This is a genomic window from Pseudomonas sp. ATCC 43928, assembly GCF_005938665.2.
Taxonomy (GTDB): Bacteria; Pseudomonadota; Gammaproteobacteria; order Pseudomonadales; family Pseudomonadaceae; genus Aquipseudomonas.
Genome location: NZ_CP041753.1, coordinates 1,525,689 through 1,548,830, shown reverse-complemented (window position 1 = coordinate 1,548,830; position 23,142 = coordinate 1,525,689). Strand labels below are relative to the sequence as shown.

General features: G+C 60.2%; 19 protein-coding genes. 12 read left to right on the top strand and 7 right to left on the bottom strand.

Features of this window, described 5'->3' with window-relative positions; translation table 11 throughout:
* Positions 1-59: 59 nt before the first annotated feature.
* The 3 genes from FFH90_RS06915 to FFH90_RS06905 form a co-directional block, all read right to left on the bottom strand.
* Positions 60-929 carry a hypothetical protein gene (locus tag FFH90_RS06915; RefSeq protein ID WP_018926570.1) on the bottom strand — a complete coding sequence of 290 codons (870 nt, stop codon included), beginning with the start codon at positions 927-929 and terminating at the stop codon, positions 60-62.
* 116 nt (positions 930-1,045) lie between these two features.
* Positions 1,046-2,038, bottom strand: coding sequence for an NAD(P)-dependent oxidoreductase (locus FFH90_RS06910; RefSeq protein ID WP_018926571.1), 993 nt, complete (start codon positions 2,036-2,038; stop codon positions 1,046-1,048).
* Between the two features lie 68 nt (positions 2,039-2,106).
* Complete coding sequence (locus FFH90_RS06905; protein WP_018926572.1) at positions 2,107-3,000, bottom strand: LysR family transcriptional regulator ArgP; 894 nt, start codon at positions 2,998-3,000, stop codon at positions 2,107-2,109.
* Positions 3,001-3,096: 96 nt separating this feature from the next.
* Here FFH90_RS06905 and FFH90_RS06900 point away from each other — a divergent pair, with 96 nt between their 5' ends.
* The 10 genes from FFH90_RS06900 to FFH90_RS06855 all read left to right on the top strand — a co-directional run bounded on the left by FFH90_RS06900 (position 3,097) and on the right by FFH90_RS06855 (position 16,986).
* The gene (locus FFH90_RS06900; RefSeq protein ID WP_018926573.1) at positions 3,097-3,498 is read left to right on the top strand and encodes an ACT domain-containing protein; all 402 of its coding nucleotides are present in this window, start codon (positions 3,097-3,099) and stop codon (positions 3,496-3,498) included.
* Positions 3,499-3,505: 7 nt separating this feature from the next.
* Positions 3,506-4,108: a LysE/ArgO family amino acid transporter gene (locus FFH90_RS06895; protein WP_019581534.1), complete on the top strand. Its 603-nt coding sequence runs from the start codon at positions 3,506-3,508 to the stop codon at positions 4,106-4,108.
* Between the two features lie 176 nt (positions 4,109-4,284).
* The gene (locus tag FFH90_RS06890) at positions 4,285-4,881 is read left to right on the top strand and encodes a superoxide dismutase (protein WP_007938876.1); all 597 of its coding nucleotides are present in this window, start codon (positions 4,285-4,287) and stop codon (positions 4,879-4,881) included.
* 341 nt (positions 4,882-5,222) lie between these two features.
* Positions 5,223-7,274, top strand: coding sequence for a bifunctional diguanylate cyclase/phosphodiesterase (locus tag FFH90_RS06885; protein WP_111454718.1), 2,052 nt, complete (start codon positions 5,223-5,225; stop codon positions 7,272-7,274).
* Between the two features lie 144 nt (positions 7,275-7,418).
* The gene (locus tag FFH90_RS06880; RefSeq protein WP_018926576.1) at positions 7,419-8,753 is read left to right on the top strand and encodes an imelysin family protein; all 1,335 of its coding nucleotides are present in this window, start codon (positions 7,419-7,421) and stop codon (positions 8,751-8,753) included.
* 198 nt (positions 8,754-8,951) lie between these two features.
* Positions 8,952-10,379: a di-heme oxidoredictase family protein gene (locus FFH90_RS06875; protein WP_138866898.1), complete on the top strand. Its 1,428-nt coding sequence runs from the start codon at positions 8,952-8,954 to the stop codon at positions 10,377-10,379.
* A gap of 27 nt (positions 10,380-10,406) precedes the next feature.
* Positions 10,407-11,471 (top strand): imelysin family protein, encoded by a 1,065-nt coding sequence (locus tag FFH90_RS06870; RefSeq protein WP_018926578.1) that lies wholly within the window; start codon positions 10,407-10,409, stop codon positions 11,469-11,471.
* Positions 11,472-11,485: 14 nt separating this feature from the next.
* The gene (locus FFH90_RS06865; RefSeq protein WP_111454720.1) at positions 11,486-12,583 is read left to right on the top strand and encodes a DUF1513 domain-containing protein; all 1,098 of its coding nucleotides are present in this window, start codon (positions 11,486-11,488) and stop codon (positions 12,581-12,583) included.
* Between the two features lie 214 nt (positions 12,584-12,797).
* Positions 12,798-13,946, top strand: a complete 1,149-nt coding sequence (locus FFH90_RS06860; protein ID WP_138866897.1) for an efflux RND transporter periplasmic adaptor subunit — start codon at positions 12,798-12,800, stop codon at positions 13,944-13,946.
* 13 nt (positions 13,947-13,959) lie between these two features.
* Positions 13,960-16,986 (top strand): multidrug efflux RND transporter permease subunit, encoded by a 3,027-nt coding sequence (locus FFH90_RS06855; protein ID WP_018926581.1) that lies wholly within the window; start codon positions 13,960-13,962, stop codon positions 16,984-16,986.
* A 57-nt stretch (positions 16,987-17,043) separates the two neighbouring features.
* On the opposite strand, the gene FFH90_RS06850 is transcribed toward FFH90_RS06855, so the two are convergent.
* The 4 genes from FFH90_RS06850 to colR all read right to left on the bottom strand — a co-directional run bounded on the left by FFH90_RS06850 (position 17,044) and on the right by colR (position 20,176).
* A complete protein-coding gene (locus FFH90_RS06850; RefSeq protein WP_026331876.1) occupies positions 17,044-17,271 on the bottom strand; it encodes a hypothetical protein in 228 nt (75 codons plus the stop codon).
* A 141-nt stretch (positions 17,272-17,412) separates the two neighbouring features.
* On the bottom strand, positions 17,413-18,081 hold the full coding sequence (locus tag FFH90_RS06845) for a class I SAM-dependent methyltransferase (protein ID WP_138866896.1): 669 nt from the start codon (positions 18,079-18,081) through the stop codon (positions 17,413-17,415).
* A gap of 141 nt (positions 18,082-18,222) precedes the next feature.
* Positions 18,223-19,503: a HAMP domain-containing sensor histidine kinase gene (locus FFH90_RS06840; RefSeq protein ID WP_064616320.1), complete on the bottom strand. Its 1,281-nt coding sequence runs from the start codon at positions 19,501-19,503 to the stop codon at positions 18,223-18,225.
* Complete coding sequence (colR, locus tag FFH90_RS06835) at positions 19,493-20,176, bottom strand: two-component system response regulator ColR (protein ID WP_007938890.1); 684 nt, start codon at positions 20,174-20,176, stop codon at positions 19,493-19,495. The genes FFH90_RS06840 and colR overlap by 11 nt, the downstream gene beginning before the upstream one ends.
* Before the next feature lie 201 nt (positions 20,177-20,377).
* On the opposite strand from colR, the gene FFH90_RS06830 reads away from it, so the two are divergent.
* Together FFH90_RS06830 and FFH90_RS06825 are read left to right on the top strand one after the other, a co-directional pair.
* Complete coding sequence (locus tag FFH90_RS06830) at positions 20,378-22,327, top strand: LTA synthase family protein (protein ID WP_138866895.1); 1,950 nt, start codon at positions 20,378-20,380, stop codon at positions 22,325-22,327.
* Positions 22,328-22,380: 53 nt separating this feature from the next.
* Positions 22,381-23,124, top strand: coding sequence for a phosphatase PAP2 family protein (locus FFH90_RS06825; protein ID WP_064616318.1), 744 nt, complete (start codon positions 22,381-22,383; stop codon positions 23,122-23,124).
* Positions 23,125-23,142 lie beyond the last annotated feature (18 nt).

Here is a 23,142-nt window from a genome sequence, read left to right as displayed (position 1 = left end):
TCCCTCGCCACAAAAGTCCCACTCCACAGGCCCACTCCACACAACATCACTGCATCGGGCTATTGAGGCCGGGCGTGCAGCTGTTGTTGCAGGTTCTGGATCTGCGCCTGCAGGGTGTTGATGTTGCGGGTGACCTGGCCACGGAAGGCGTCGAACTCGGCGGTATTGTTGCCACCTTGCGCCGCGGCCGGGCGGTTGTCCTGTTGGCTTTTGAGCACGATCATGTCTTGCTCCAGACGCTCGACGGCGGCGCTCGGGTTACCTTGCCGCTTCAGCGCAGCGATATCGGCGCCAAGGCTTTTCAGTTGGGCGTCGACTTTGCTGGTATCGGCCGGTGCGCTCTTCAACGCGGCCAGCTCGCCGCTCAAGGCTTTGACCTGGGCCTGCAACTGAGCATTGGCCGCTTGTTGTTCGCTGGCCTGCGTGGTCATTTGCGCCAGGCGCTTGTCCAGATCGGAGGTCTGGCCGAGCACGCCTTGCTGCTGTTTACTCTGATCCTGGAGTTTGCTTTCCAGCTGTTTGCTCTGGTCCTGGAGCTTGCCTTCCAGTTGTTTGATCTGCAGCTTCAACGCTTCACTGCCGGTGTTGACCGTGGACTGGCTGGCCACGACCTTGCCGGAAATGTCCTGCAAGCGCCCCGCCGCTTCCTCACTGATACGGGCGAAACTTTCCTGGGTCGCCACCAGTTGTTGTTCCATCAGCGATATCTGCTGGAAACTCCACCAGGCAAGGCCAGCGAAGGCAAAGAACAACGCACCGACCAACGCCCACAGCGGGCCGGTGCTCGGGCCTTTGACCTTGACTACCGGTGTGGTGCGCGAATGCACGGAAGTGCGCGCGGTGGTCGGAAAATCATCGTCGTCGAGGCTGTCGGCACGCAGGCTCGGTACATCGTCGAAGTCGTCGTTGGCATCGTTACGCATGGACATTGAGTCAACCTTTGTAAAACGCGGTGATGGCTTGATGCGGCGAAGTATAACCCTCGCTGCCGCACCGGTTGACCCTGAACCCCGAACTCGGTTCAGTGAGGGCCGGCCCTTGTGTGTCAGCGAATGTCCTGAGCCTTCCACCAGGCGCAAAATTCATCGAGGGCGGTCCAGAGACTGACTTTCGGATCGTAATCCAGATAATGCCGGGCGCGACTGATGTCCAAGGTGAAATTTTTGTTCATTACCTGCATGCCCAGCCGCGACAGGGTCGGCTCGGGACGACCCGGCCACAGCTTGCAAACACCCTCGTTGAGCGCGGCAAGGCTGTAGGCCAAGCCGTAGGAACGGTAACGGGTCACCTGTGGCACATCCATATTGCGCATCACGTAATTGACCACATCCCACAACGGCACCGGCGCTCCGTTGCTGATGTTGTAGGCCTTGCCCAAGGCCGAACCGCTGGCCAGCAAGCTACTGAACAACGCCTCATTGAGGTTTTGCACACTGGTGAAGTCAACCTTGTTCAGGCCATTGCCGATAATCGCCAACCGCCCTTTGCGCTGCATCTTCAGCAACCTGGGGAAAATGCTCATGTCGCCTGCGCCCGTCACGAAACGCGGGCGCAGGGCCAGGGTTTCGAGGCCGAACTCCTGCGCACCGAAAACTTTTTGCTCGGCCAGGTATTTGGTTGCGGCGTAAGGATGCTTGAAGCGCTTGGGCACCTGGTCTTCGGTCAACCCCAGGTGATCGCGACCATCGAAGTAAATCGATGGCGACGACAAGTGCACCAGGCGCCGCACCCGTTGTTTCAGGCAGGCCTCGACCACGTTCTCGGTGACCTCGACGTTGCCTTGATGGAAATCCTGATAGCGCCCCCACAAACCGACAGCGCCGGCGCAATGGACCACGGCTTCGACGTCGGAACACAGGTCGCGCGCCAGTTGCGGGTCGCTCAAGTCGCCCTGGATGAACTCGGCACCACGGCGCACCAGATGCTCGACGCTCTCGGCCCGGCGACCGTTGACCCGCACATCCAGGCCCTGCTCCAGGGCGAAACGCGCAAAGCGCCCGCCAATGAAGCCGCTTGCGCCGGTGACCAGAATCTTCATGTATTGCTCCGAATATTTCGTTTTGCGTTTTACGTTTTGCATAGGGCGTGAGGTCTTGACGCCAGCCGTCAGTCCAACGGCACCAGCCATTGCTTCGACGAGCGCACCAATTGATCGGTGAGTAACCCCAACAGCTGACCGCCATTGCGCCAATGATGCCAGTACAGCGGCACATCGATCGGCTTATCTGGCAAAAGCTCCACCAATTGGCCGCGCGCCAGTTGCTCGCGCACTTGCAATTCAGGCACCAGGCCCCAGCCAAGCCCTGCTTCCGTGAGACGAAGAAAACCTTCGGAAGACGGGCATAAATGGTGTTCGAAACCGCCATTCACGCCGACTGACGCGAGGTAACGATGCTGCAGGAAATCGTCCGGGCCAAATACCAGCGCCGGGGTTCTGGCCAACTGATCGGCGCGCACACCTTGGGGAAAATGCCGGGCAATGAATGCAGGGCTGGCCAACGCACGGTAGCGCATCGCCCCCAACAGCACGCTGCGCGCACCGGCCACCGGCCGCTCACTGGCGCACAGACACCCCGCCACTTCGCCTGCGCGCATGCGTTTGAGGCCGACGGTCTGGTCTTCCACCACCAGGTCGAGCAACAGATGCTCCTGCGCGCAAAAATCCCCCACCGCCGCAGCCCACCAGGTGGCCAGGCTGTCAGCGTTCAGCGCGATGCGCAGGCGTTCCGGCAGGCCTTCTTCGTCCAGCGCCGGCACCAGGCTTTGCAGATCGCGCTCCAGCAATCGCACCTGCTGCACATGGTTGAGCAATCGCCGGCCAATCTCCGTCGGAGCCGGTGGCGTGACCCGCACCAGCACCGGTTGGCCGACCCGCGCCTCGAGCAGTTTGATGCGCTGGGAGATGGCCGATTGGGACAAGCCCAAGACCTGCGCGGCGCGTTCGAATCCGGCCTGCTCGATCACGGCGGCGAGGGCGGACAGTAATTTGTAGTCGAACATCAGTTTTCCTAATGAGCGATCAGCATTATTGGTTTTTCTTATACAACTTCCCACCGGAGAATGGCCAGCAAGAACTCTTGAACAAGGATCACCGACATGGCTGGCGAAACCTCTTTGGCAACCCTGCTGCGCAGCATGAGCCCGCAACTCAACGACGGCGAATACGTGTTCTGCACGTTGCCTGACGGCAAGCTGCCCGCAGGCCTTGAGATTGTCGGCAGCTTCCGCGAACAGGAAGGGCTGACGGTGATTCTGCAACGTTCCCACGCCGAGAAGGCCGGTTTCAGCTTCGACTACATCGCTGCCTGGATCACCTTGAACGTGCACTCAGCCCTTGAAGCCGTCGGCCTGACCGCCGCGTTCGCCACGGCACTGGGCCAGGCCGGCATCAGTTGCAACGTGATTGCCGGCTACTACCACGACCATTTGTTCGTCGGCCAGGCCGATGCCGAACGCGCCCTGCAGGTACTGCGGGATCTGGCGGCCAACGCGGAGTAAAAATCTTATGTGGCAAAGCTATGTGAACGGCCTGTTGGTGGCCGCCGGGCTGATCATGGCGATCGGCACTCAGAATGCGTTTGTGTTGGCGCAGAGCCTTCGACGTGAACATCACCTGCCGGTGGCGGCGCTCTGCGTAACCTGCGATGCGTTGCTGGTAGCCGCCGGGGTGTTCGGCCTGGCGACGTTGCTGGCGCAGAACCCGACTCTGTTGGCCATCGCTCGTTGGGGTGGCGCGGCGTTTCTGCTGTGGTATGGCAGCCTGGCGCTGCGTCGGGCCTGCTCGAAACAGAGCCTGCAACACGGCGAGAACCAGACCGTGCGCTCATTACGGGCGGTGCTGCTCAGCGCTTTGGCGGTGACCTTGCTCAACCCGCACGTCTACCTGGACACCGTGTTGCTGATCGGCTCCCTTGGCGCACAACAGACCGAGCCCGGTGCTTATGTCGTGGGCGCGGCCAGTGCATCGTTGCTGTGGTTTTTTACCCTGGCCCTTGGCGCAGCGTGGTTGGCACCGTGGTTGGCACGGCCAAGCACTTGGCGAATCCTCGACCTGTTGGTGGCCGTAATGATGTTCACCGTAGCGTTCCAGTTGATCATCGCTTCATGATTTATTCCAAAAGGCTCTGGAACCTCTATTCCACACAGTTGTTGCGTGGTTATGCCGCACCCCCGGTGCTATGATCCGATCCCTGCGCCGCAAAGAGTACAAACTCCCCGGCGCATGTCTGGCCGCCCGTGATCGGCCTTGCGCTCACCGCAACTGACCTGATTAGGAGAATCATCATGGCTTTCGAATTGCCGCCGCTGCCTTACGCGCACAATGCCCTGCAGCCGCACATTTCAGAGGAAACTCTGCAATACCACCACGACAAGCACCACAACACCTATGTCGTGAACCTGAACAACCTGGTGCCAGGCACCGAGTTCGAAGGCAAGACCCTGGAAGAAATCGTCAAGACTTCCTCGGGCGGTATCTTCAACAACGCCGCTCAGGTCTGGAACCACACTTTCTACTGGAACTGCCTGGCGCCCAACGCCGGCGGTCAACCAACCGGCGCTCTGGCTGATGCCATCAACGCTGCTTTCGGTTCGTTCGACAAGTTCAAGGAAGAGTTCAGCAAAACGTCCATCGGCACCTTCGGTTCCGGTTGGGGCTGGCTGGTGAAAAAGGCTGACGGTTCCCTGGCCCTGGCCAGCACCATCGGCGCCGGCAACCCGCTGACCAGCGGCGACACCCCGCTGCTGACCTGCGATGTCTGGGAACACGCTTACTACATCGACTACCGCAACCTTCGTCCGAAGTACGTCGAAGCGTTCTGGAACCTGGTCAACTGGAAATTCGTGGCTGAGCAGTTCGAAGGCAAAACCTTCACCGCTTAAGCTTCGCGCCAGTCAAAAAACCCGGCTTTTATGCCGGGTTTTTTACGCCATCGAAAATCCGTACGTGGGGCGTGCTTTCCCACAACGCGAACCGCATTCGCCCTCTTGCCCCCGCAGCACAGCGGTCTAACATCAACACAAGGAAAAATTGCCTCAACCTCCTCAAGTTGAAGGCCCCGGCAACCGACACAGTGTTAATAGGGCAAATACTCCAAACAGCAGCCTAGCGGCCAAGCTACCGGCAATATCCCCCGGGTTGGATTGTCCCTTTGACTGCCATCACGGGATTGCCAATACTCATGGCAACTTGACGCTACCCGCACGGAACAAGGAATAACCCTTTGAAGCTGGAACTCAAGAACAGCTTGTCGGTGAAGTTACTCCGGGTCGTGCTCCTGTCGGCATTGATCGTCGGCGTAGTCTTGAGCTGCGCACAAATTGTTTTCGATGCCTATAAAACACGTCAGGCGGTTGCCAACGATGCCCAGCGCATCCTCGACATGTTCCGCGATCCCTCCACCCAGGCGGTCTACAGCCTGGATCGGGAAATGGGCATGCAGGTGATCGAAGGCCTGTTCCAGGATGACGCCGTGCGCATGGCCTCCATCGGCCACCCCCACGAAGCCATGCTCGCGCAAAAATCCCGCGAGCTTCAGCAGTCCCACAGCCGCTGGCTGACTGACCTGATCCTCGGCCAGGAACGCACGTTCACCACCCAACTGGTGGGTCGCGGCCCCTACAGCGAGTACTACGGCGACCTGAGCATTACCCTCGACACCGCCACCTACGGCCAGAGCTTCATCGTCAGCTCGGTGATCATCTTCATCTCTGGCGTCTTGCGCGCCCTGGCCATGAGCCTGGTGTTGTATCTGGTTTACCACTGGCTGCTGACCAAACCATTGTCGCGGATCATCGAACATCTGACTGAAATCAACCCGGACCGGCCCAGCGCCCACAAGATCCCACAGCTCAAGGGTCATGAAAGAAACGAGCTGGGGATCTGGATCAATACCGCCAACCAGCTGCTCGAATCCATCGAGCGCAACACTCACCTGCGCCACGAAGCAGAAAACAGCCTGTTACGCATGGCCCAGTACGATTTTCTCACCGGTCTGCCGAACCGCCAGCAATTGCAGCAACAGCTGGACAAGATCCTTGTCGACGCCGGCAAATTGCAGCGTCGGGTCGCGGTGTTGTGTGTCGGGCTCGATGACTTCAAAGGCGTCAACGAACAGTTCAGCTACCAGACCGGCGACCAGTTGCTGCTGGCCCTGGCCGATCGCCTGCGGGCTCACAGCGGCCGCCTCGGCGCCCTCGCCCGCTTGGGTGGCGACCAGTTCGCGCTGGTCCAGGCCGACATCGAACAACCCTACGAAGCCGCCGAACTGGCCCAAAGCATTCTCGATGATCTGGAAGCGGCGTTCGCCCTCGATCATCAGGAAATCCGCCTGCGCGCCACCATCGGCATCACCCTGTTCCCCGAGGACGGTGACAGCACCGAGAAGCTGCTGCAAAAAGCCGAGCAGACCATGACCCTGGCCAAGACGCGCTCGCGCAACCGCTATCAGTTCTATATCGCCAGCGTCGACACGGAAATGCGTCGGCGTCGCGAGCTGGAAAAAGACCTGCGTGACGCCTTGATCCGCGACCAGTTCTACCTCGTCTACCAGCCGCAGATCAGCTACCGCGATCATCGCGTGGTAGGTGTCGAAGCGTTGATTCGCTGGCAGCATCCCGAGCATGGGCTGGTGCCGCCGGACCTGTTCATCCCGCTGGCCGAGCAGAACGGCACCATCATTGCCATTGGCGAATGGGTGCTGGACCAGGCCTGCAAACAACTGCGCGAGTGGCACGATCAGGGCTTCGTCGACCTGCGCATGGCGGTGAACCTGTCCACTGTGCAATTGCACCACGCCGAGTTGCCGCGGGTGGTCAATAACCTGCTGCAGATCTACCGCCTGCCACCGCGCAGCCTGGAGCTGGAAGTCACCGAAACCGGCCTGATGGAAGACATCAGCACCGCCGCCCAGCACTTGCTGAGCCTGCGTCGCTCCGGCGCGCTGATCGCCATCGACGACTTCGGCACCGGTTATTCGTCATTGAGTTACCTGAAAAGCCTGCCGCTGGACAAGATCAAGATCGACAAGAGCTTCGTCCAGGACCTGCTCGATGACGACGACGATGCGACCATCGTCCGGGCCATCATCCAGCTGGGCAAAAGCCTGGGCATGCAGGTGATTGCCGAAGGCGTGGAAACCGCCGAGCAAGAGGCCTACATCATCTCCGAAGGCTGCCACGAAGGTCAGGGCTATCACTACAGCAAACCGCTGCCGGCGCGGGAATTGAGCGTCTACCTCAAGCAGGCCCAGCGCAGTAACGCGGCCATCCTCTGAAACAACGGCGATCTTTTGATCTGCGTGAATAAGAAATATTTGCAGGCGTAACCCTTTACAGATAATGCGAAAGATTTGCATTATGTGGCACTTTTGCGCGCCGCCCGTGCGCGCCCACTCCATCACCGAAGCAGGATGTTCGCCATGATTCGTATGCCTCTGGCCACCGCCAGTCTGCTGGCCATCGCTATTTCCCTCGCCGGTTGCGGCGAAGGCAAAGACAAGGCTGCCGCTCAACAAGCGCCGACCCCGGCCGCCAGCACAGCTGCGCCTGCTACCACCGCTAAAGTCGATGAAGCCGCCGCCAAGGCTGTGGTCGCGCATTACGCCGACATGGTCTTTGCCGTTTACAGCGATGCCGAATCCACCGCGAAAACCCTGCAAACCGCCGTCGACGCGTTCCTCGCCAAGCCGGACGCCGACACTCTCAAAGCCGCCCGGGCTGCCTGGGTCGCGGCCCGCGTGCCTTACCTGCAGAGCGAAGTGTTCCGCTTCGGCAACACCATCATCGACGACTGGGAAGGTCAGGTGAACTCCTGGCCACTGGACGAAGGCCTGATCGACTACGTCGACAAATCCTACGAACACGCACTGGGTAACCCGGGCGCCACCGCCAACATCATCGCCAACACCCAGATTCAGATCGGCGAAGACAAGGTCGACGTGAAAGACATCACCCCGGAAAAACTCGCCAGCCTGAACGAGCTGGGCGGTTCCGAGGCCAACGTCGCCACCGGCTACCACGCCATCGAATTCCTGCTCTGGGGCCAGGACTTGAACGGCACCGGCCCTGGCGCCGGCAACCGCCCAGCCTCCGACTACCTGGAAGGCAAAGGCGCTACCGGCGGTCACAATGATCGTCGTCGCGCTTACCTGAAATCCGTGACCCAACTGCTGGTCAACGACCTGGAAGAAATGGTCGGTAACTGGAAGCCGAACGTGGCCGACAACTACCGCGCCACCCTGGAAGCGGAACCGGCTGAATCCGGTCTGCGCAAAATGCTGTTCGGCATGGGCAGCCTGTCCTTGGGCGAACTGGCGGGCGAGCGCATGAAGGTTTCCCTGGAAGCCAACTCCCCGGAAGACGAACAGGATTGCTTCAGCGACAACACCCACAACTCGCACTTCTACGATGCCAAAGGCATTCGTAACGTATACCTGGGCGAATACACCCGTGTTGACGGCACCAAAATGACCGGCGCCAGCCTGTCGTCCCTGGTGGCCAAGGCCGACCCGGCTGCCGATGCCGCGCTGAAAGCCGACTTGGCTGCGACCGAAGCCAAGATCCAGATCATGGTCGATCACGCCAACAAGGGTGAGCACTACGACCAACTGATCGCTGCCGGCAACACCGCTGGCAATCAGATCGTGCGCGACGCCATTGCCTCTCTGGTCAAGCAGACCGGTTCGATCGAAGCTGCCGCCGGCAAACTGGGCATCAGCGACCTGAACCCGGACAACGCTGATCACGAGTTCTGATCAACGCTGGCTGAGCGAATAGAAAGGCGACCTTCGGGTCGCCTTTTTCATGCCTGTCTTTTGGGTGATGCCGATGGGGGCGACGCGGTCTGACATCAAACCCTGCCTCACATCAACCAAACGATAATTCCTCTTATTCAAACTCCCCTGCCCTGTTAGACTTTGCGCCCTTGTTTTGCTCGTCTTGCAGGATGTCCGATGCCCACGCTGCCTCTTCGCTTGTCTGCACTGTTGCTGGCCCTGGGCCTGAGTGCCTGCGATGACGCCCCGCGTTTTACCCAGGCCGAACCTGGTGAAGCCCGGTCCGGTGGCAGCGCGACAGTGCGCAAGACCGATAAGAACGCATTCTCCTTGCCCTCCGCCAATCTGCCGCCGTCACGACGCGTCGACTTCAGCGTCGGCAACAGCTTCTTTCGCAGCCCCTGGGTGATCGCGCCGTCGACCACCACCGCCCGCGATGGCCTCGGCCCGTTGTTCAATACCAACGCCTGCCAGAACTGCCACATCAAGGACGGGCGCGGTCATCCGCCAACGCCCGGTGCGCCGAATGCGGTGTCGATGCTGGTACGCCTGTCGATCCCCAATGCCCCCGCCTACGCCAAGGTCATCGAACAACTGGGCGTGGTGCCGGAGCCGGTCTACGGCGGCCAGTTCCAGGACATGGCGGTGCCCGGCGTCGCCCCGGAAGGCAAGGTGCGTGTCGATTACACGCCGGTCCCGGTACGCTTCAAGGACGGCAGCGAAATCGAGTTGCGTAAACCAATCTTGCAGATGACCCAACTCGGCTACGGCCCGATGCACCCGGACACACGTTTCTCGGCGCGCATCGCACCGCCGATGATTGGCCTGGGCTTGCTTGAAGCAATCCCCGACGAGGCCATCCTGGCCAACGCCGAAGCCCAGGCCCGGGAGCAAAACGGCATCGCCGGACGGCCGAACCGGGTCTGGGACGACGCGCAGCAGAAGACTGTTCTCGGACGATTTGGCTGGAAAGCCGGGCAACCGAACCTCAATCAGCAGAATGTTCATGCGTTCTCTGGTGATATGGGCCTCACGACCAGCCTGAAACCCATTGATGACTGCACCGACGCCCAAACTGCTTGCAAACAGGCGCCCAACGGCAATGGTCCCGATGGCGAGCCGGAAGTCAGCGACAACATTTTGCGTCTGGTGCTGTTCTACAGCCGTAACCTCGCCGTGCCGGCCCGTCGCGATGTTGGCGCACCTGAGGTGCTGGCCGGCAAGAATCTGTTTTTCCAGGCCGGATGCCAGTCCTGCCACACCCCTCAATACACCACCGCCGCCAACGCCGCGGAACCTGAATTGGCCAATCAAGTGATTCGCCCTTACAGCGATCTGCTGCTGCACGACATGGGCGACGGTCTGGCCGACAACCGCACCGAGTTCCAGGCCAGTGGCCGCGACTGGCGTACGCCGCCGTTGTGGGGCATCGGCCTGACGCAGACGGTCAGCGGCCACACCCAGTTTTTGCATGACGGCCGCGCCCGCAACCTGCTCGAAGCCGTGCTCTGGCATGGCGGCGAGGCAAAAGCGGCGCAACAACAGGTTTTGTCTTTCAACGCCGAGCAGCGCGCGGCGTTGCTGGCGTTTTTGAATTCCCTTTAATACGTATTCCTTCAGCGGGAGCCCGACATGTTCCGTCCCAAATTGTTGTTCACCAGCCTTGCCGCCCTCGCCCTGGGCGCCTGTTCGCCCCAGGATCCGCAAGCGGTCACCTCGGCGGCCATCGCCAAGCAAGTGATCCTGCCGAGCTACAGTCGTTGGGTGGAAGCCGACCGGCAATTGGCGGTCAGCGCCTTGGCGTTCTGCCAAGGCAAAGAAACCCTGGACACCGCTCGCGCCGACTTCCTGCACGCGCAAAAAGCCTGGGCCGAGTTGCAACCGCTGCTGATCGGGCCGCTGGCCGAGGGCAACCGTTCGTGGCAGGTGCAGTTCTGGCCGGACAAGAAAAACCTCGTCGGCCGTCAAGTCGAGCAACTGGTCACTGCGCAGCCGCAGATCGATGCTGCCGCCCTGGCCAAGTCCAGCGTCGTGGTGCAAGGCCTCTCGGCTTATGAATACATCCTGTTCGACAGCAAGATCGACATGGCCGACAGCGCTCAGAAAGCCAAATACTGCCCGCTGCTGACCGCCATTGGCGAGCGTCAGAAGCAACTGGCCGAAGAGATCCTGTCGCGCTGGAACACCAACGACGGCATGCTCGCGCAGATGAGCAAATTCCCCAACCAGCGCTACGCCGACTCACACGAAGCGATCGCCGATCTGCTGCGTGTGCAAGTGACTGCACTGGACACCCTGAAGAAAAAACTCGGCACGCCGATGGGCCGTCAGAGCAAGGGTACGCCACAGCCATTCCAGGCCGATGCCTGGCGCAGCCAATCGTCGCTCAAAGGCATGGAAGCAAGCCTGAGCGCTGCGCAAACCGTCTGGGTGGGTGTCGACAACAAAGGCCTGCGCGGTCTGTTGCCGAGCGAGCAAAAACCGTTGGCCGACAAGATCGACGCGGCCTACGCAGCGTCCCTGAAACTGCTTGCCGGCAACCAGCGCTCGCTGACCGACATGCTCACCGACGATGCCGGTCGCCAGCAGCTGAACGACATCTATGACAGCCTCAACGTTGTCCACCGCTTGCACGAAGGCGAACTGGCCAAGGCGCTGGGCATCCAACTGGGCTTCAACGCCAACGACGGTGACTGATGAGGGCAAGTGCCATGCTGCGACGCCAGGCTCTGACGTTAGGGAGTTTGCTGCTGGGTGCGGTGACACTGGGCGGCTGGACGCTGTTCAAGCAAAAGGACAAAAGCCCGCTGCTGCTCTCGGCACGGGACGACGGTGACGGCAAGCACTATGCCGTCGGTTATCGACTGGACGGCACCCGGGTGTTTGCCACCCAGGTCGGTCAGCGCTGCCATGACATCATCAACCACCCGACACTGCCGATTGCGCTATTCGTCGCTCGGCGTCCGGGCACCGAGAGCTACCTGATCGACCTGCGCAACGGCACGCTATTGCAAACCGTGGTGTCGCAGCCGAACCGGCACTTCTACGGTCACGCGGTGATTCACCAGAGCGGTGACTGGTTGTACGCCACCGAGAACGACACCTCCGATCCGGGCCGTGGCCTGCTTGGTGTGTATAAGTTCGAAGGTGAGCGACTGGTGCACAGCGGCGAAATTTCCACCCACGGCGTCGGCCCGCATCAGGTGTCGTGGATGCCCGATGGCGAGACGCTGGTGGTGGCCAACGGCGGCATTCGCACCGAGGCCGAAAGCCGGGTCGAGATGAACCTCAATGCCATGGAGCCGAGCCTTGTGCTGATGCAACGCGACGGCACGCTGCTGAGCAAGGAAACACTGGCCCAGCAGATGAACAGCGTGCGGCACTTGGGTATCGCCAGTGACGGCACCATCGTCGCCGGTCAGCAGTTCATGGGCGATGCTCACGAGTCTTCGGAGCTGCTGGCAATCAAGCGTCCCGGTCAACCGTTCGTGGCCTTCCCGGTGCCTGAGCATCAGTTACAGGCCATGGGGCATTACACCGCCAGCGTTGCCGTACACAGCGAACTGCGCCTGGTCGCCCTGACCGCGCCGCGGGGCAACCGCTTTTTTATCTGGGACCTGGACAGCGGTGAAGTACGCCTGGATGCACCGCTTCCCGATTGCGCCGGGGTCGGGGCCGTGGCCGATGGTTTTGTCGTGACCTCCGGGCAAGGCCGTTGCCGGTTCTACGATTGCCGCCAGACAAACCTTGTTGCAAAACCTCTGGAATTGCCTGCGGGGCTCTGGGACAACCACCTTCACCTGATCTGAACACGCAACCTGTAGCAGCTGGCGCAGCCTGCGTCCGGCTGCGCAGCAGTCGTGAAATCAGACACCGAGTTATATCAGACGAACCGCGGTGTCTGGATTACGACTGCTTCGCAGCCGAACGCAGGCTGCGCCAGCTGCTACAGTTGGAATCCCCTTCGCAGTGGGAGTAATGTTTTCGCCTGTCTCACCTGATTTTCTCCAAGGAAATGGAAATATGCTGCGTCGCCGCATGCTGATCATGTTGGGTGTTGTCCTGCTAATCGTGCTGGTCCTGGCCGGTTACAAAGCCTTCTCCATCTATACGATGATGAAGGGCTTCTCTGTGCCGAAACCACCGATCAGCGTCGCCGTGGCCACCGCCACCGAACGTCCGTGGCAAAGCCGTTTGCCAACGGTCGGCACCCTTACGGCGCTGCAAGGGGTCGATCTGAGCCTGGAGGTCGACGGCACCGTCAAGGAAGTTCAGTTCGAGTCAGGACAGAAGGTCAAGGTCGGTCAGCCGCTGCTGCAACTCGACAGCGCCGTGGAAACCGCCCTGCTGGCAACCGCCCAGGCCGACCTGGGACTGGCGCAACTGGATTACGGTCGCGGCAGCCAACTGGTGGGCAGCCGGGCTATTTCCAAAGGCGAGTTCGACCGACTCTCGGCGGTATTGCAAAAGAGCCGGGCCACGGTCAATCAGCTCAAGGCGGCGCTGGAGAAAAAACGAATCCTCGCACCGTTCAGCGGGACCATCGGTATTCGTCGGGTAGACGTCGGCGACTACGTGGCCAGCGGCACGATGATCGCCACCCTGCAAGACCTCAGCAGCCTCTACGTCGACTTCTTTGTACCCGAGCAGGACGTGCCGAAGATCACCCTCGGCCAATCGGTACAGGTCATCGTCTCGGCCTACCCGACGGAAACTTTCCCCGGCACCGTCAGCGCCATCAACCCGAAGGTAGAAAGCAGCACCCGCAACGTGCTGGTGCGCGCGACCCTGGCCAACCCCGATGGCAAACTCCTGCCGGGGATGTTTGCCAGCCTGCAGGTGTTGTTGCCCGATCCGCAGCCGCACATCGTGGTGCCGGAAAGCGCGATCAGCTACACCCTTTATGGCAACTCGCTGTATGTCGTCGCGCAGAAAAAGGCCGAAGACGGCAGCCTCGAAAAAGACGACAAGGGCGAACCGGTTCTGATCGCCGAACGACGCTTCGTCGAAACCGGCGAGCGCCGCGACGGGATGGTCATGATCACCAAAGGCGTGCAGAACGGCGAAAAAGTGGTCACGGCTGGTCAGCTCAAACTGGACCACGGCGTGCACGTTGCCATCAGCGACGACAAGACCCTGGCTGAGAAGAACAGTCAGCCGCGCGCTGACTGATCAAGGAATCCCCATGGCTTTTACCGATCCGTTCATCCGCCGCCCGGTGCTAGCCACCGTGGTCAGCCTGTTGATAGTGCTGCTGGGCTTCCAGGCCTGGAGCAAGTTGCCGCTGCGCCAATACCCGCAAATGGAAAACGCCCTGATCACGGTGACCACCGCTTATCCCGGAGCCAACGCCGAGACCATTCAGGGTTATATCACCCAACCGATGCAGCATAGCCTGGCCAGCGCCGAGGGCATCGACTACATGACCTCGGTCAGTCGCCAGAACTTCTCGGTGATCTCGATCTACGCGCGCATCGGCTCCAACACCGACCGCCTGTTCACCGAACTGCTGGCCAAGGCCAACGAGGTCAAGAACCAGCTGCCCCAGGACGCCGAAGACCCGGTGCTGAGCAAGGAAGCCACCGGCGCCTCGGCGCTGATGTACATCAGTTTCTTCAGCAACGAGCTGAGTAACCCGCAGATCACCGACTACCTGTCCCGGGTTATCCAGCCGAAACTGGCGACCCTGCCGGGCATGGCCGAAGCCGAGATTCTCGGCAACCAGGTGTTCGCCATGCGCCTGTGGCTGGACCCGGTGAAGCTCGCCGGTTTCGGCCTGAGCGCCAGCGATGTGACCAACGCCGTGCGCCAGTACAACTTCCTCTCCGCCGCCGGCGAAGTGAAAGGCGAGTACGTGGTCACCAGCATCAACGCCAACACCGAACTCAAATCCGCCGAGGCCTTTGGCGCAATTCCGCTCAAGGTCGACGGTGACAGTCGTGTGCTGTTGCGAGACGTGGCGCGGGTCGAGATGGGCGCGGAGAACTACAACACCATCAGCTCCTTCGGCGGCACACCCTCGGTGTACATCGGCATCAAGGCCACACCCGGCGCCAACCCGCTGGACGTGATCAAGGAAGTGCGCAAGATCATGCCGGACCTGGAAGCCCAGCTACCGCCAAACCTCAAGGGCGAAATCGCCTACGACGCCACGCTGTTCATCCAGGCCTCCATCGACGAGGTGTTGAAAACCCTGTTCGAAGCGGTGCTGATCGTGATTGTGGTGGTGTTCCTGTTCCTCGGCGCCCTGCGTTCGGTGGTGATCCCGGTGGTGACCATTCCGCTGTCGATGATCGGCGTGATGTTCTTCATGCAGATGATGGGCTACTCGATCAACCTGCTGACCTTGCTGGCGATGGTCTTGGCCATCGGGCTGGTGGTGGACGACGCCATCGTGGTGGTGGAAAACATCCACCGGCACATCGAAGAAGGCAAGACACCGTTGGATGCGGCCATCGAGGGCGCACGGGAGATCGCCATGCCGGTGGTGTCGATGACCATCACCCTGGCGGCGGTCTATGCGCCGATCGGCTTCCTGACCGGCCTGACGGGGGCGTTGTTCAAGGAGTTCGCCCTGACCCTGGCCGGGGCGGTGGTGATTTCCGGTGTCGTCGCCCTGACGCTGTCGCCGATGATGTGCGCCATGCTGCTGCGCCACGATGAAAACCCCAGCGGCCTGGCCCATCGCCTGGACGTGATCTTCGAAGGCCTCAAGCGCCGCTACCAGCGTGTGCTTCACGGCACTCTCAACACCCGTCCGGTAGTGCTGGTGTTCGCGGTGATCGTGCTGTGCCTGATCCCGGTACTGCTCAAGTTCACCAAGTCGGAACTGGCGCCGGACGAAGACCAGGGCGTGATCTTCATGATGGCCAACGCCCCGCAACCAGCCAACCTCGACTACATGAACGCCTACACCGACGAGTTCGTCGCCATTTTCAAGGAGTTTCCCGAGTACTACTCCTCGTTCCAGATCAACGGCTTCAACGGCGTGCAATCGGGGATCGGCGGCTTCCTGCTCAAACCCTGGAATGAACGCCACCGGACCCAGATGCAGATCCTGCCGCTGGTCCAGAGCAAACTGGAAAGCATTCCCGGGCTGCAAATATTCGGCTTCAACCTGCCGTCCCTGCCAGGCACCGGCGAGGGCTTGCCGTTTCAATTCGTGATCAACTCGGCTAACAGCTACGAGGCGCTGTTGCAGGTGATGGACCGAGTGAAAAAAAGAGCGATGGAATCCGGCAAGTTTGCTTTTGTCGACGTCGACCTGGCCTTTGACAAGCCCGAAGTGGTGGTGGATATCGATCGCGCCAAGGCTGCGCAGATGGGTGTGTCCATGCAGGACCTGGGCGGTACTCTTGCGACGATGCTGGGCGAGGCGGAGATCAACCGGTTCACCATCGAAGGTCGCAGCTACAAGGTCATCGCTCAGGTGGAACGGCCCTACCGCGATAACCCTGACTGGCTGAACCATTATTACGTCAGGAACACCAAGGGCGAACTGCTGCCCCTGTCGACCCTGATCACCGTAACCGACCGCGCGCGGCCGCGTCAGTTGAACCAGTTCCAGCAACTCAACTCGGCGATTCTTTCCGGGGTCCCGCTGGTCAGCATGGGTGAAGCCATCGACACCGTGCGCCAGATCGCCCGGGAAGAGGCACCGACGGGTTACGCCGTCGACTATGCCGGTGTTTCACGGCAATACGTTCAGGAAGGCAGCGCGCTGTGGGTCACCTTCGCCCTGGCCTTGGCGATCATCTTCCTGGTGCTGGCGGCCCAGTTCGAAAGCTTCCGTGATCCGCTGGTGATTCTGGTGACTGTGCCGCTGTCGATCTGTGGCGCATTGATCCCGCTCTTCCTCGGCTGGTCGAGTATGAACATCTATACCCAGGTGGGGCTGGTGACGTTGATCGGACTGATCAGCAAGCACGGGATCCTGATCGTCGAGTTCGCCAACCAGTTACGCAAGGAGAAAGGCCTGACACCTCGCGAAGCGGTGGAGGAAGCGGCGGCCATTCGCCTGCGCCCGGTATTGATGACCACGGCGGCAATGGTGTTCGGCATGGTGCCGTTGATCATCGCCACGGGCGCGGGAGCCGTCAGCCGGTTCGACATCGGCACGGTGATCGCAACGGGGATGTCGATCGGGACGCTGTTCACCTTGTTCGTGCTGCCATGCATTTACACATTGCTGGCCAAACCCGATAAACCTTAACGTCAAAAAGCAAAAGGCCTCGCAACTGCGAGGCCTTTTATTTGGGCTTCAATCTGTTCAACTCTGTGGCCTCAGTCCCTGAGAAAGTCCGAACATGAACAGTAACAAGTCATGATCGGGTTGAGTGGCCACGGGTGCTTTGGCTACCCGGGGCAACGGACAATGTGCGTCGCCGTGCACGGAACTGAGGACCTGCGTGCGGGGCTGCTCCCAGGCAGCCACCGCCAAAGAAGCAACTGCCAAGGCTCCGGCTAAAAACAAACCTCGTGCAATTTCGAGTTTCATTGCGATAAGCCTTTGATAGCGCTGCCAAACGCCTTGTTATAAAAGTAGACGAGTTTTTCCCCGTCTGTATCGCTGAACGACGAGTGGCGACGCCCTTGCTTCAGGTCATGGGGCGCAGCTGCATAGTGCACTGCCATTCTGTTACCTCTTGCGTAATACATAGACCCGCCACATGGCATAGAGCGGTAAAAAATCCATTTGCCCCTGAATATGGAAACCCGCCTGCTCGAACTCCTTTTCAATCGTGGCAGCCGGTAACACAAATCGAGTCTGGTAACCTTCCTGCCCACGCAGCCTCTCGGCGCGCTTGCGTTTCCAGGCCTTGAAATTGCCGTCTACCCACAACGAAACAATCACGCTGTCGCGGGTGACACGCTCGAATTCACGCAGGATGGTCAGTCGTTGCTCGGCTTCACCGATGTGATGGAGCAGACGCATGCAGAAAATGCTGTCGACCGCGTTATCGGGCAAGGCAATGTCGAATGCAGACGTGTGCAAGGGTTGTACCCTTTTGACCACGTCGGCGGGTTGCGTGCGCATGGCAGTCTTGAGCATGGACACCGAGTTGTCGGCCCCGATGATGACACGGTTGTGCTTTTCCGCGAGCAACGGCCAGAAACGCCCGGCACCGCAGGGCAAATCGAGGACCAGGCCAGGTTCACCGGCCAACGCCAGGGCCTTTCGCGCCAGGTGTTCATCACGCCATTGGGACAGCCGGCGACCGAGCCCCATCTGGTGCTTGCGCACATTTTTCTGTGCGGGTTGATCGTCGTATTTTTCGGAGAAGCCGAGCTTTATCGGGCCAGCCATGACTGCAATCTCCTGAGCTTCTGATGACAACCACCTTAAGTTGCGGGGTGTCAGCGTCAGGTCATGCCTTGGTGAAAATTTCGTCAGGTAAACCCGGAATCATTTCAGGGTTTTACGGAGCCGATTTATTTTTCAACCCATTCACCGCTTTTTCTGACTCAACTCCACCTGGAAGCGACAACCGTTGGGCTCCATGTTCGTCAGGCTGACACTCCAGCCCTGGTTCTCGCAGATCCGTTGCACCAGCGACAGCCCCAGCCCCAAGCCCTCGCCACGCTTTTCGCTGCCGCGCACGAAAGGCTCGAACATCGCCTCGCGTTTTTCTTCCGGAATGCCCACACCACTGTCCTCGACCACGAACCCCGTATCCGTCAGGGCCAAGCGGATAAACCCATGCTCGGTGTAATGCAGCGCATTACGCAACAGGTTGCCCATCACCGCGTGCAGAAGCGTCGCGTTATAGCGAGTGTCCGGCGGGTTGCCCAACTCGACGTTCAACGTCAGGCCCTTGGCTTCGATCGGTTCGCGCCATTGGCAAAGCAACCCGTCGGCCACCTGACTGAGGCTCTGCTGGGGGCCCATGCTGGCGTCTTCATGCTGAGCGCGGGCCAGCATGAGGAAGGTCTGCACCAACTCGCGCATCTCTGCGCAAGCCCGGGCGATCCGCTCGACCTGGGCACGCCCGCGCTGATCGATGCCGGGGTTTTCCAGCAACAATTCACAGGAACTGGCCAACACCATCAATGGCGTGCGCAGTTCGTGGCTGACGTCACTGGTGAACAATCGCTCACGGGTCAACGCCTGACGCAAGCGCCCGAGGGTGGCGTCGAAGGCCACGGCCAGCTCGCCCACTTCATCGGCGGCATAATCCGGCGCCAGTGGCGGTGCCAGACCCAACAGCTGATCGCGATGGCGCACCTGGCGGGCCAGTCGCACCACCGGCGCCATCACCTTGCGCGCCAGCACCCAGCCCAGAAATACCGCCAGCGCCAGGCTCAGTACGAACCCCACCAGCACTACGGCAAACAGCACCCGTTCACGCTCTTCGAAATCGCTCTGGTCCTGCAACAGCACGTAGCGCCGTCCGTCGACGATTTCGACCATGGCGTGATACGACAGATGGTCGCGAAAGACTTCATGAAAACCCGAGTCCAGGTGCCGCAAATCCTTAGGTAACTCAAAATCGCCCGGCCCGCCGCTGAAATAGAACAACTGGTCCGGCTCGGGGCGGTGGCTCCAGTCCGTCACGCTGTCCATCAGCAACAGGCGTTGCAAATCGCCACCCAGACCTGACGAAATCAGTTTCTCCTCCACCAGGTGCACGGTCGCGATGATGCCTATCGCGAAGGCTCCCGCGACCAATGCGCTCATCAACGCAAAGGCGATGATGATCCGTTGCGAAAGGCTCTGCTTAAACTCCATCACGGCCCTCGGCCAAGCGATAACCGACGCCGTGCACCGTGTGCAGCAGGGGTTTGGCGAACGGCTTGTCGATCACCTGGCGCAATTGATGGACGTGGCTGCGCAGGCTGTCGCTGTCCGGGCAGTCGTCGCCCCACAGGGCCTCTTCGAGAATTTCCCGGCGCAGCACGTGCGGGCTTTTCTGCATCAACACCGCCAGCAACTTCAGGCCCACCGGGTTGAGTTTCAGCAGACGGCCTTCGCGCGTCACCTCCAGGGTATCGAGGTCGTAGCTCAGATCGCCGACCTGCAAGGCACGGCGACCGCCACCCTGGGCACGGCGCATGACCGCCTCGATGCGCGCCGCCAGTTCTGACAGGGCAAAGGGTTTGATCAAGTAATCGTCGGCGCCGGATTTGAAGCCTTGCAGACGGTCGTCCAGTTGATCGCGCGCAGTGAGCATGATCACCGGCGTATCACGGCGGGCGTCTTCGCGCAGGCGTTTGCACAGGGTGTAGCCATCGATACCGGGTAGCATGATATCGAGTACGATCAAGTCGTAATGCTCGGTGGCCGCCAGGTGCAAGCCAGATAAACCGTCCTGCGCGCAATCCACGGTGTAACCTTTGAGCCCCAGATAATCGGCCAGGTTGGCCAGGATATCGCGGTTGTCTTCAACCAATAGAATTCGCATCGGCACCTCCTCCGTATACAGTAACGGCCGTCTTGGCCCGCGCAGCTTAAGGCCTAGTGTGACTCAGGGCTAGGGCGGCCGGTCGTAGAATCGATGCGCTCAACCAAATAATGGTGCTAACAAGTTTTTCACTGTCGGTTCACAACCCGACTACAGCGTTCAAGAGAAACTTTCGCGCGATTGATATAGGGAATGTAGATAATGGATTGTTTGAAGACGGCGCCAATGCGCTTTCTGCTACTGGTAACCGGTTCCTGGCTGGTCATTTTTCTCCTGACCCGAAGCGTTCTCCTCCTCACTCACCTGGATGAGGCAGGCAGCGGGCTCCTGTCCGTGTTTGGCATCGGCCTGCTTTATGACCTGGGTTTCATTGCCTACGCGGCGCTGCCCATGGGCCTCTATCTGCTGCTATGCCCGCCGGCCTTGTGGCGCCGCCGTGGCCATCGCTGGTTCCTTCAGGGCCTGCTGACCGTCAGCCTGTTTGCCATGCTGTTCACGTCGGTGGCCGAATGGCTGTTCTGGGATGAGTTCGGTGTGCGTTTCAACTTTATCGCCGTCGATTACCTGGTCTACTCCGACGAAGTGCTGAATAACCTGTTGGAGTCGTACCCGATCGGCAAGCTGCTGAGCCTGCTCGCGGTGCTGGCCGTGGTCCTGAGCCTTGCGTTGCGCAAATCCTTCAACGCTGCGCTGGACGCACCATTGCCTGCCATGCGCGGGCGTCTGCTGAATGCGCTCGGCCTGCTGATCGTCGCGGGCCTGAGCGCGCAACTGCTCAGCCAGGATGCGCCGCGCGCTCAGGGCGGCAATGCCTATCAGAACGAACTGGCGAGCAATGGCCCGTACCAGTTCTTCGCCGCCTTTCGCAATAACGAACTGGATTACCCGCAGTTCTACAGCACCCTGCCGACCTCCGTCGTCGCGCAACAGATTCGCGCTGAACTGACCGAGCCCAACGCTCGCTTCATCGGCGAGGATCCGCAGGACATCCGCCGGATGATCGATAATCCCGGCACCGAACGAAAACCCAACATCGTGCTGGTCACCATCGAAAGCTTCAGTGCCAAGTACATGGGCAGCAATGGCGACGATCGCAACCTGACACCAAACCTCGATGCCTTGCGCAAACAAAGCCTGTACTTCAATAATTTCTACGCCACCGGCACCCGCACCGATCGCGGCCTGGAGGCCATCACCCTGGCCATTCCACCGACGCCGGGGCGCTCGATCGTCAAGCGCGTGGGTCGTGAAAGCGGATTCGCCAGCCTCGGCCAGCAACTTGGCGCCGTGGGTTACGACAGCGTATTCGTGTATGGCGGGCGCGGTTACTTCGACAACATGAACGCGTTCTTCAGCGGCAACGGCTATCGCGTCGTCGACCAGAGCAGCGTCGATGAATCAGAGATTCACTTCAAGAACGCCTGGGGAATGGCTGACGAAGACCTCTATAACCAGACCCTGAAACTGGCCGATGCCGACTACGCCAGGCAACAGCCGTTTCTACTGCAACTGATGACCACCTCCAACCATCGCCCCTACACCTACCCGGATAACCGTATCGATATCAAATCCGGTAACGGACGCGACGGTGCGGTGAAGTACACCGACTTCGCCATTGGTCAGTTCCTTGATCAGGCGCGCAAAAAACCCTGGTTCGATAATACAATCTTCGTCTTCGTTGCCGATCACACGGCTGGCAGCGCCGGCAAAGAAGACTTGCCGATCAGCAACTATCAGATTCCGCTGTTCATCTATGCACCGAAGCTGATCGACGCTCGGGAAACCGCACAGCTGGCCAGTCAGATCGACCTTGCTCCAACGTTGCTCGGGCTGCTGAACCTGGATTACCAGTCGACGTTCTTCGGTCGCAACCTGTTGCAGGACAATCCACTGCCGCCGCGAGTGGTGGTGGGCAACTATCAACATCTGGGCTTGTTCGACGGCAAGGATTTAGCGATCCTGAGCCCGCGTGAGGGTCTGCGTCGCCACGACGATGCACTGACCGACAGTCGCGAATCACAGGCAACCACAGGTGATCCGTTGATCACCCGCGCAATCACTTACTACCAAACTGCCAGTCATGGCTTCAAGCAACAGCTGCTCGGCTGGAAAGCGCCCACGGAGGGCATCCGCCAAGTCAGCGAACGTTAATCGAATGGCCCCGGGCTGATGCCCCGGGGTTTTTCCATTCATCAGGATCCACCATGTCATCAACCGCTGTCCGTCCCGTCTCCCGCCCGCTCAATTTCTGGCTGTGCCTGGGAGTGCCCGCCATTGCGGCGATCACCCTGATGCTGCTCGAGTTGACGTCCCTGGACATGGACCTTGCCAAGCTGTTCTATGATCCGGTCGCCGGTGCGTTCATCGGGCGCCACAGTTATTTCCTGGAAAACATCCTGCATGACCGGGCCAAGCAAGTGGTCATTGCCTTTTCGGTGTTCTCTATCCTCGGCTTTGTCAGTTCCTTTTTCATTGAAAGGCTCAAACCGTTCAAACGTGAAATGGGTTGCCTGGTGTTGTCTCTGGCGCTGTCAACCTCCTTTGTCACTCCGCTCAAAGCGGCAACGGCGGTGCAATGCCCATGGAGCCTGGAACAATTCGGCGGACACGAAACCTACAGCGAACTGCTGAGTCCTCGCCCGCATACCGACAAGCCAGGCCGCTGCTGGCCCGGTGGTCATGCGGCGACCGGTTTCACCCTGTTTGCGTTGTTCTTTGTGTTGCGTGACCGACGCCCACGGCTGGCACGCTATGCGTTTATCTTCGCTTTCACGTTGGGCTCGGTGTTTTCCATCGGCCGGATGATGCAGGGCGCGCACTTCTTCTCGCACAACGTGTGGACGGCGATTTTCTGCTGGCTGTTTTGCCTGGGTGCGTACTACAACATCCTGTACCGGCCGGCCTCCAAGACTGAACAGGCGAACGAGGCAAAACCGGTCAGCGCCTGAACCGACGCCATTGCGAGC

Coding starts and splice junctions, on each gene's coding strand:
- FFH90_RS06915 (WP_018926570.1), bottom strand. CDS start 929: ATGTCCATGCGTAACGATGCCAACGACGACTTCGACGATGTACCGAGC.
- FFH90_RS06910 (WP_018926571.1), bottom strand. CDS start 2,038: ATGAAGATTCTGGTCACCGGCGCAAGCGGCTTCATTGGCGGGCGCTTT.
- FFH90_RS06905 (WP_018926572.1), bottom strand. CDS start 3,000: ATGTTCGACTACAAATTACTGTCCGCCCTCGCCGCCGTGATCGAGCAG.
- FFH90_RS06900 (WP_018926573.1), top strand. CDS start 3,097: ATGGCTGGCGAAACCTCTTTGGCAACCCTGCTGCGCAGCATGAGCCCG.
- FFH90_RS06895 (WP_019581534.1), top strand. CDS start 3,506: ATGTGGCAAAGCTATGTGAACGGCCTGTTGGTGGCCGCCGGGCTGATC.
- FFH90_RS06890 (WP_007938876.1), top strand. CDS start 4,285: ATGGCTTTCGAATTGCCGCCGCTGCCTTACGCGCACAATGCCCTGCAG.
- FFH90_RS06880 (WP_018926576.1), top strand. CDS start 7,419: ATGATTCGTATGCCTCTGGCCACCGCCAGTCTGCTGGCCATCGCTATT.
- FFH90_RS06875 (WP_138866898.1), top strand. CDS start 8,952: ATGCCCACGCTGCCTCTTCGCTTGTCTGCACTGTTGCTGGCCCTGGGC.
- FFH90_RS06870 (WP_018926578.1), top strand. CDS start 10,407: ATGTTCCGTCCCAAATTGTTGTTCACCAGCCTTGCCGCCCTCGCCCTG.
- FFH90_RS06865 (WP_111454720.1), top strand. CDS start 11,486: ATGCTGCGACGCCAGGCTCTGACGTTAGGGAGTTTGCTGCTGGGTGCG.
- FFH90_RS06860 (WP_138866897.1), top strand. CDS start 12,798: ATGCTGCGTCGCCGCATGCTGATCATGTTGGGTGTTGTCCTGCTAATC.
- FFH90_RS06855 (WP_018926581.1), top strand. CDS start 13,960: ATGGCTTTTACCGATCCGTTCATCCGCCGCCCGGTGCTAGCCACCGTG.
- FFH90_RS06850 (WP_026331876.1), bottom strand. CDS start 17,271: ATGAAACTCGAAATTGCACGAGGTTTGTTTTTAGCCGGAGCCTTGGCA.
- FFH90_RS06845 (WP_138866896.1), bottom strand. CDS start 18,081: ATGGCTGGCCCGATAAAGCTCGGCTTCTCCGAAAAATACGACGATCAA.
- FFH90_RS06840 (WP_064616320.1), bottom strand. CDS start 19,503: ATGGAGTTTAAGCAGAGCCTTTCGCAACGGATCATCATCGCCTTTGCG.
- colR (WP_007938890.1), bottom strand. CDS start 20,176: ATGCGAATTCTATTGGTTGAAGACAACCGCGATATCCTGGCCAACCTG.
- FFH90_RS06830 (WP_138866895.1), top strand. CDS start 20,378: ATGGATTGTTTGAAGACGGCGCCAATGCGCTTTCTGCTACTGGTAACC.
- FFH90_RS06825 (WP_064616318.1), top strand. CDS start 22,381: ATGTCATCAACCGCTGTCCGTCCCGTCTCCCGCCCGCTCAATTTCTGG.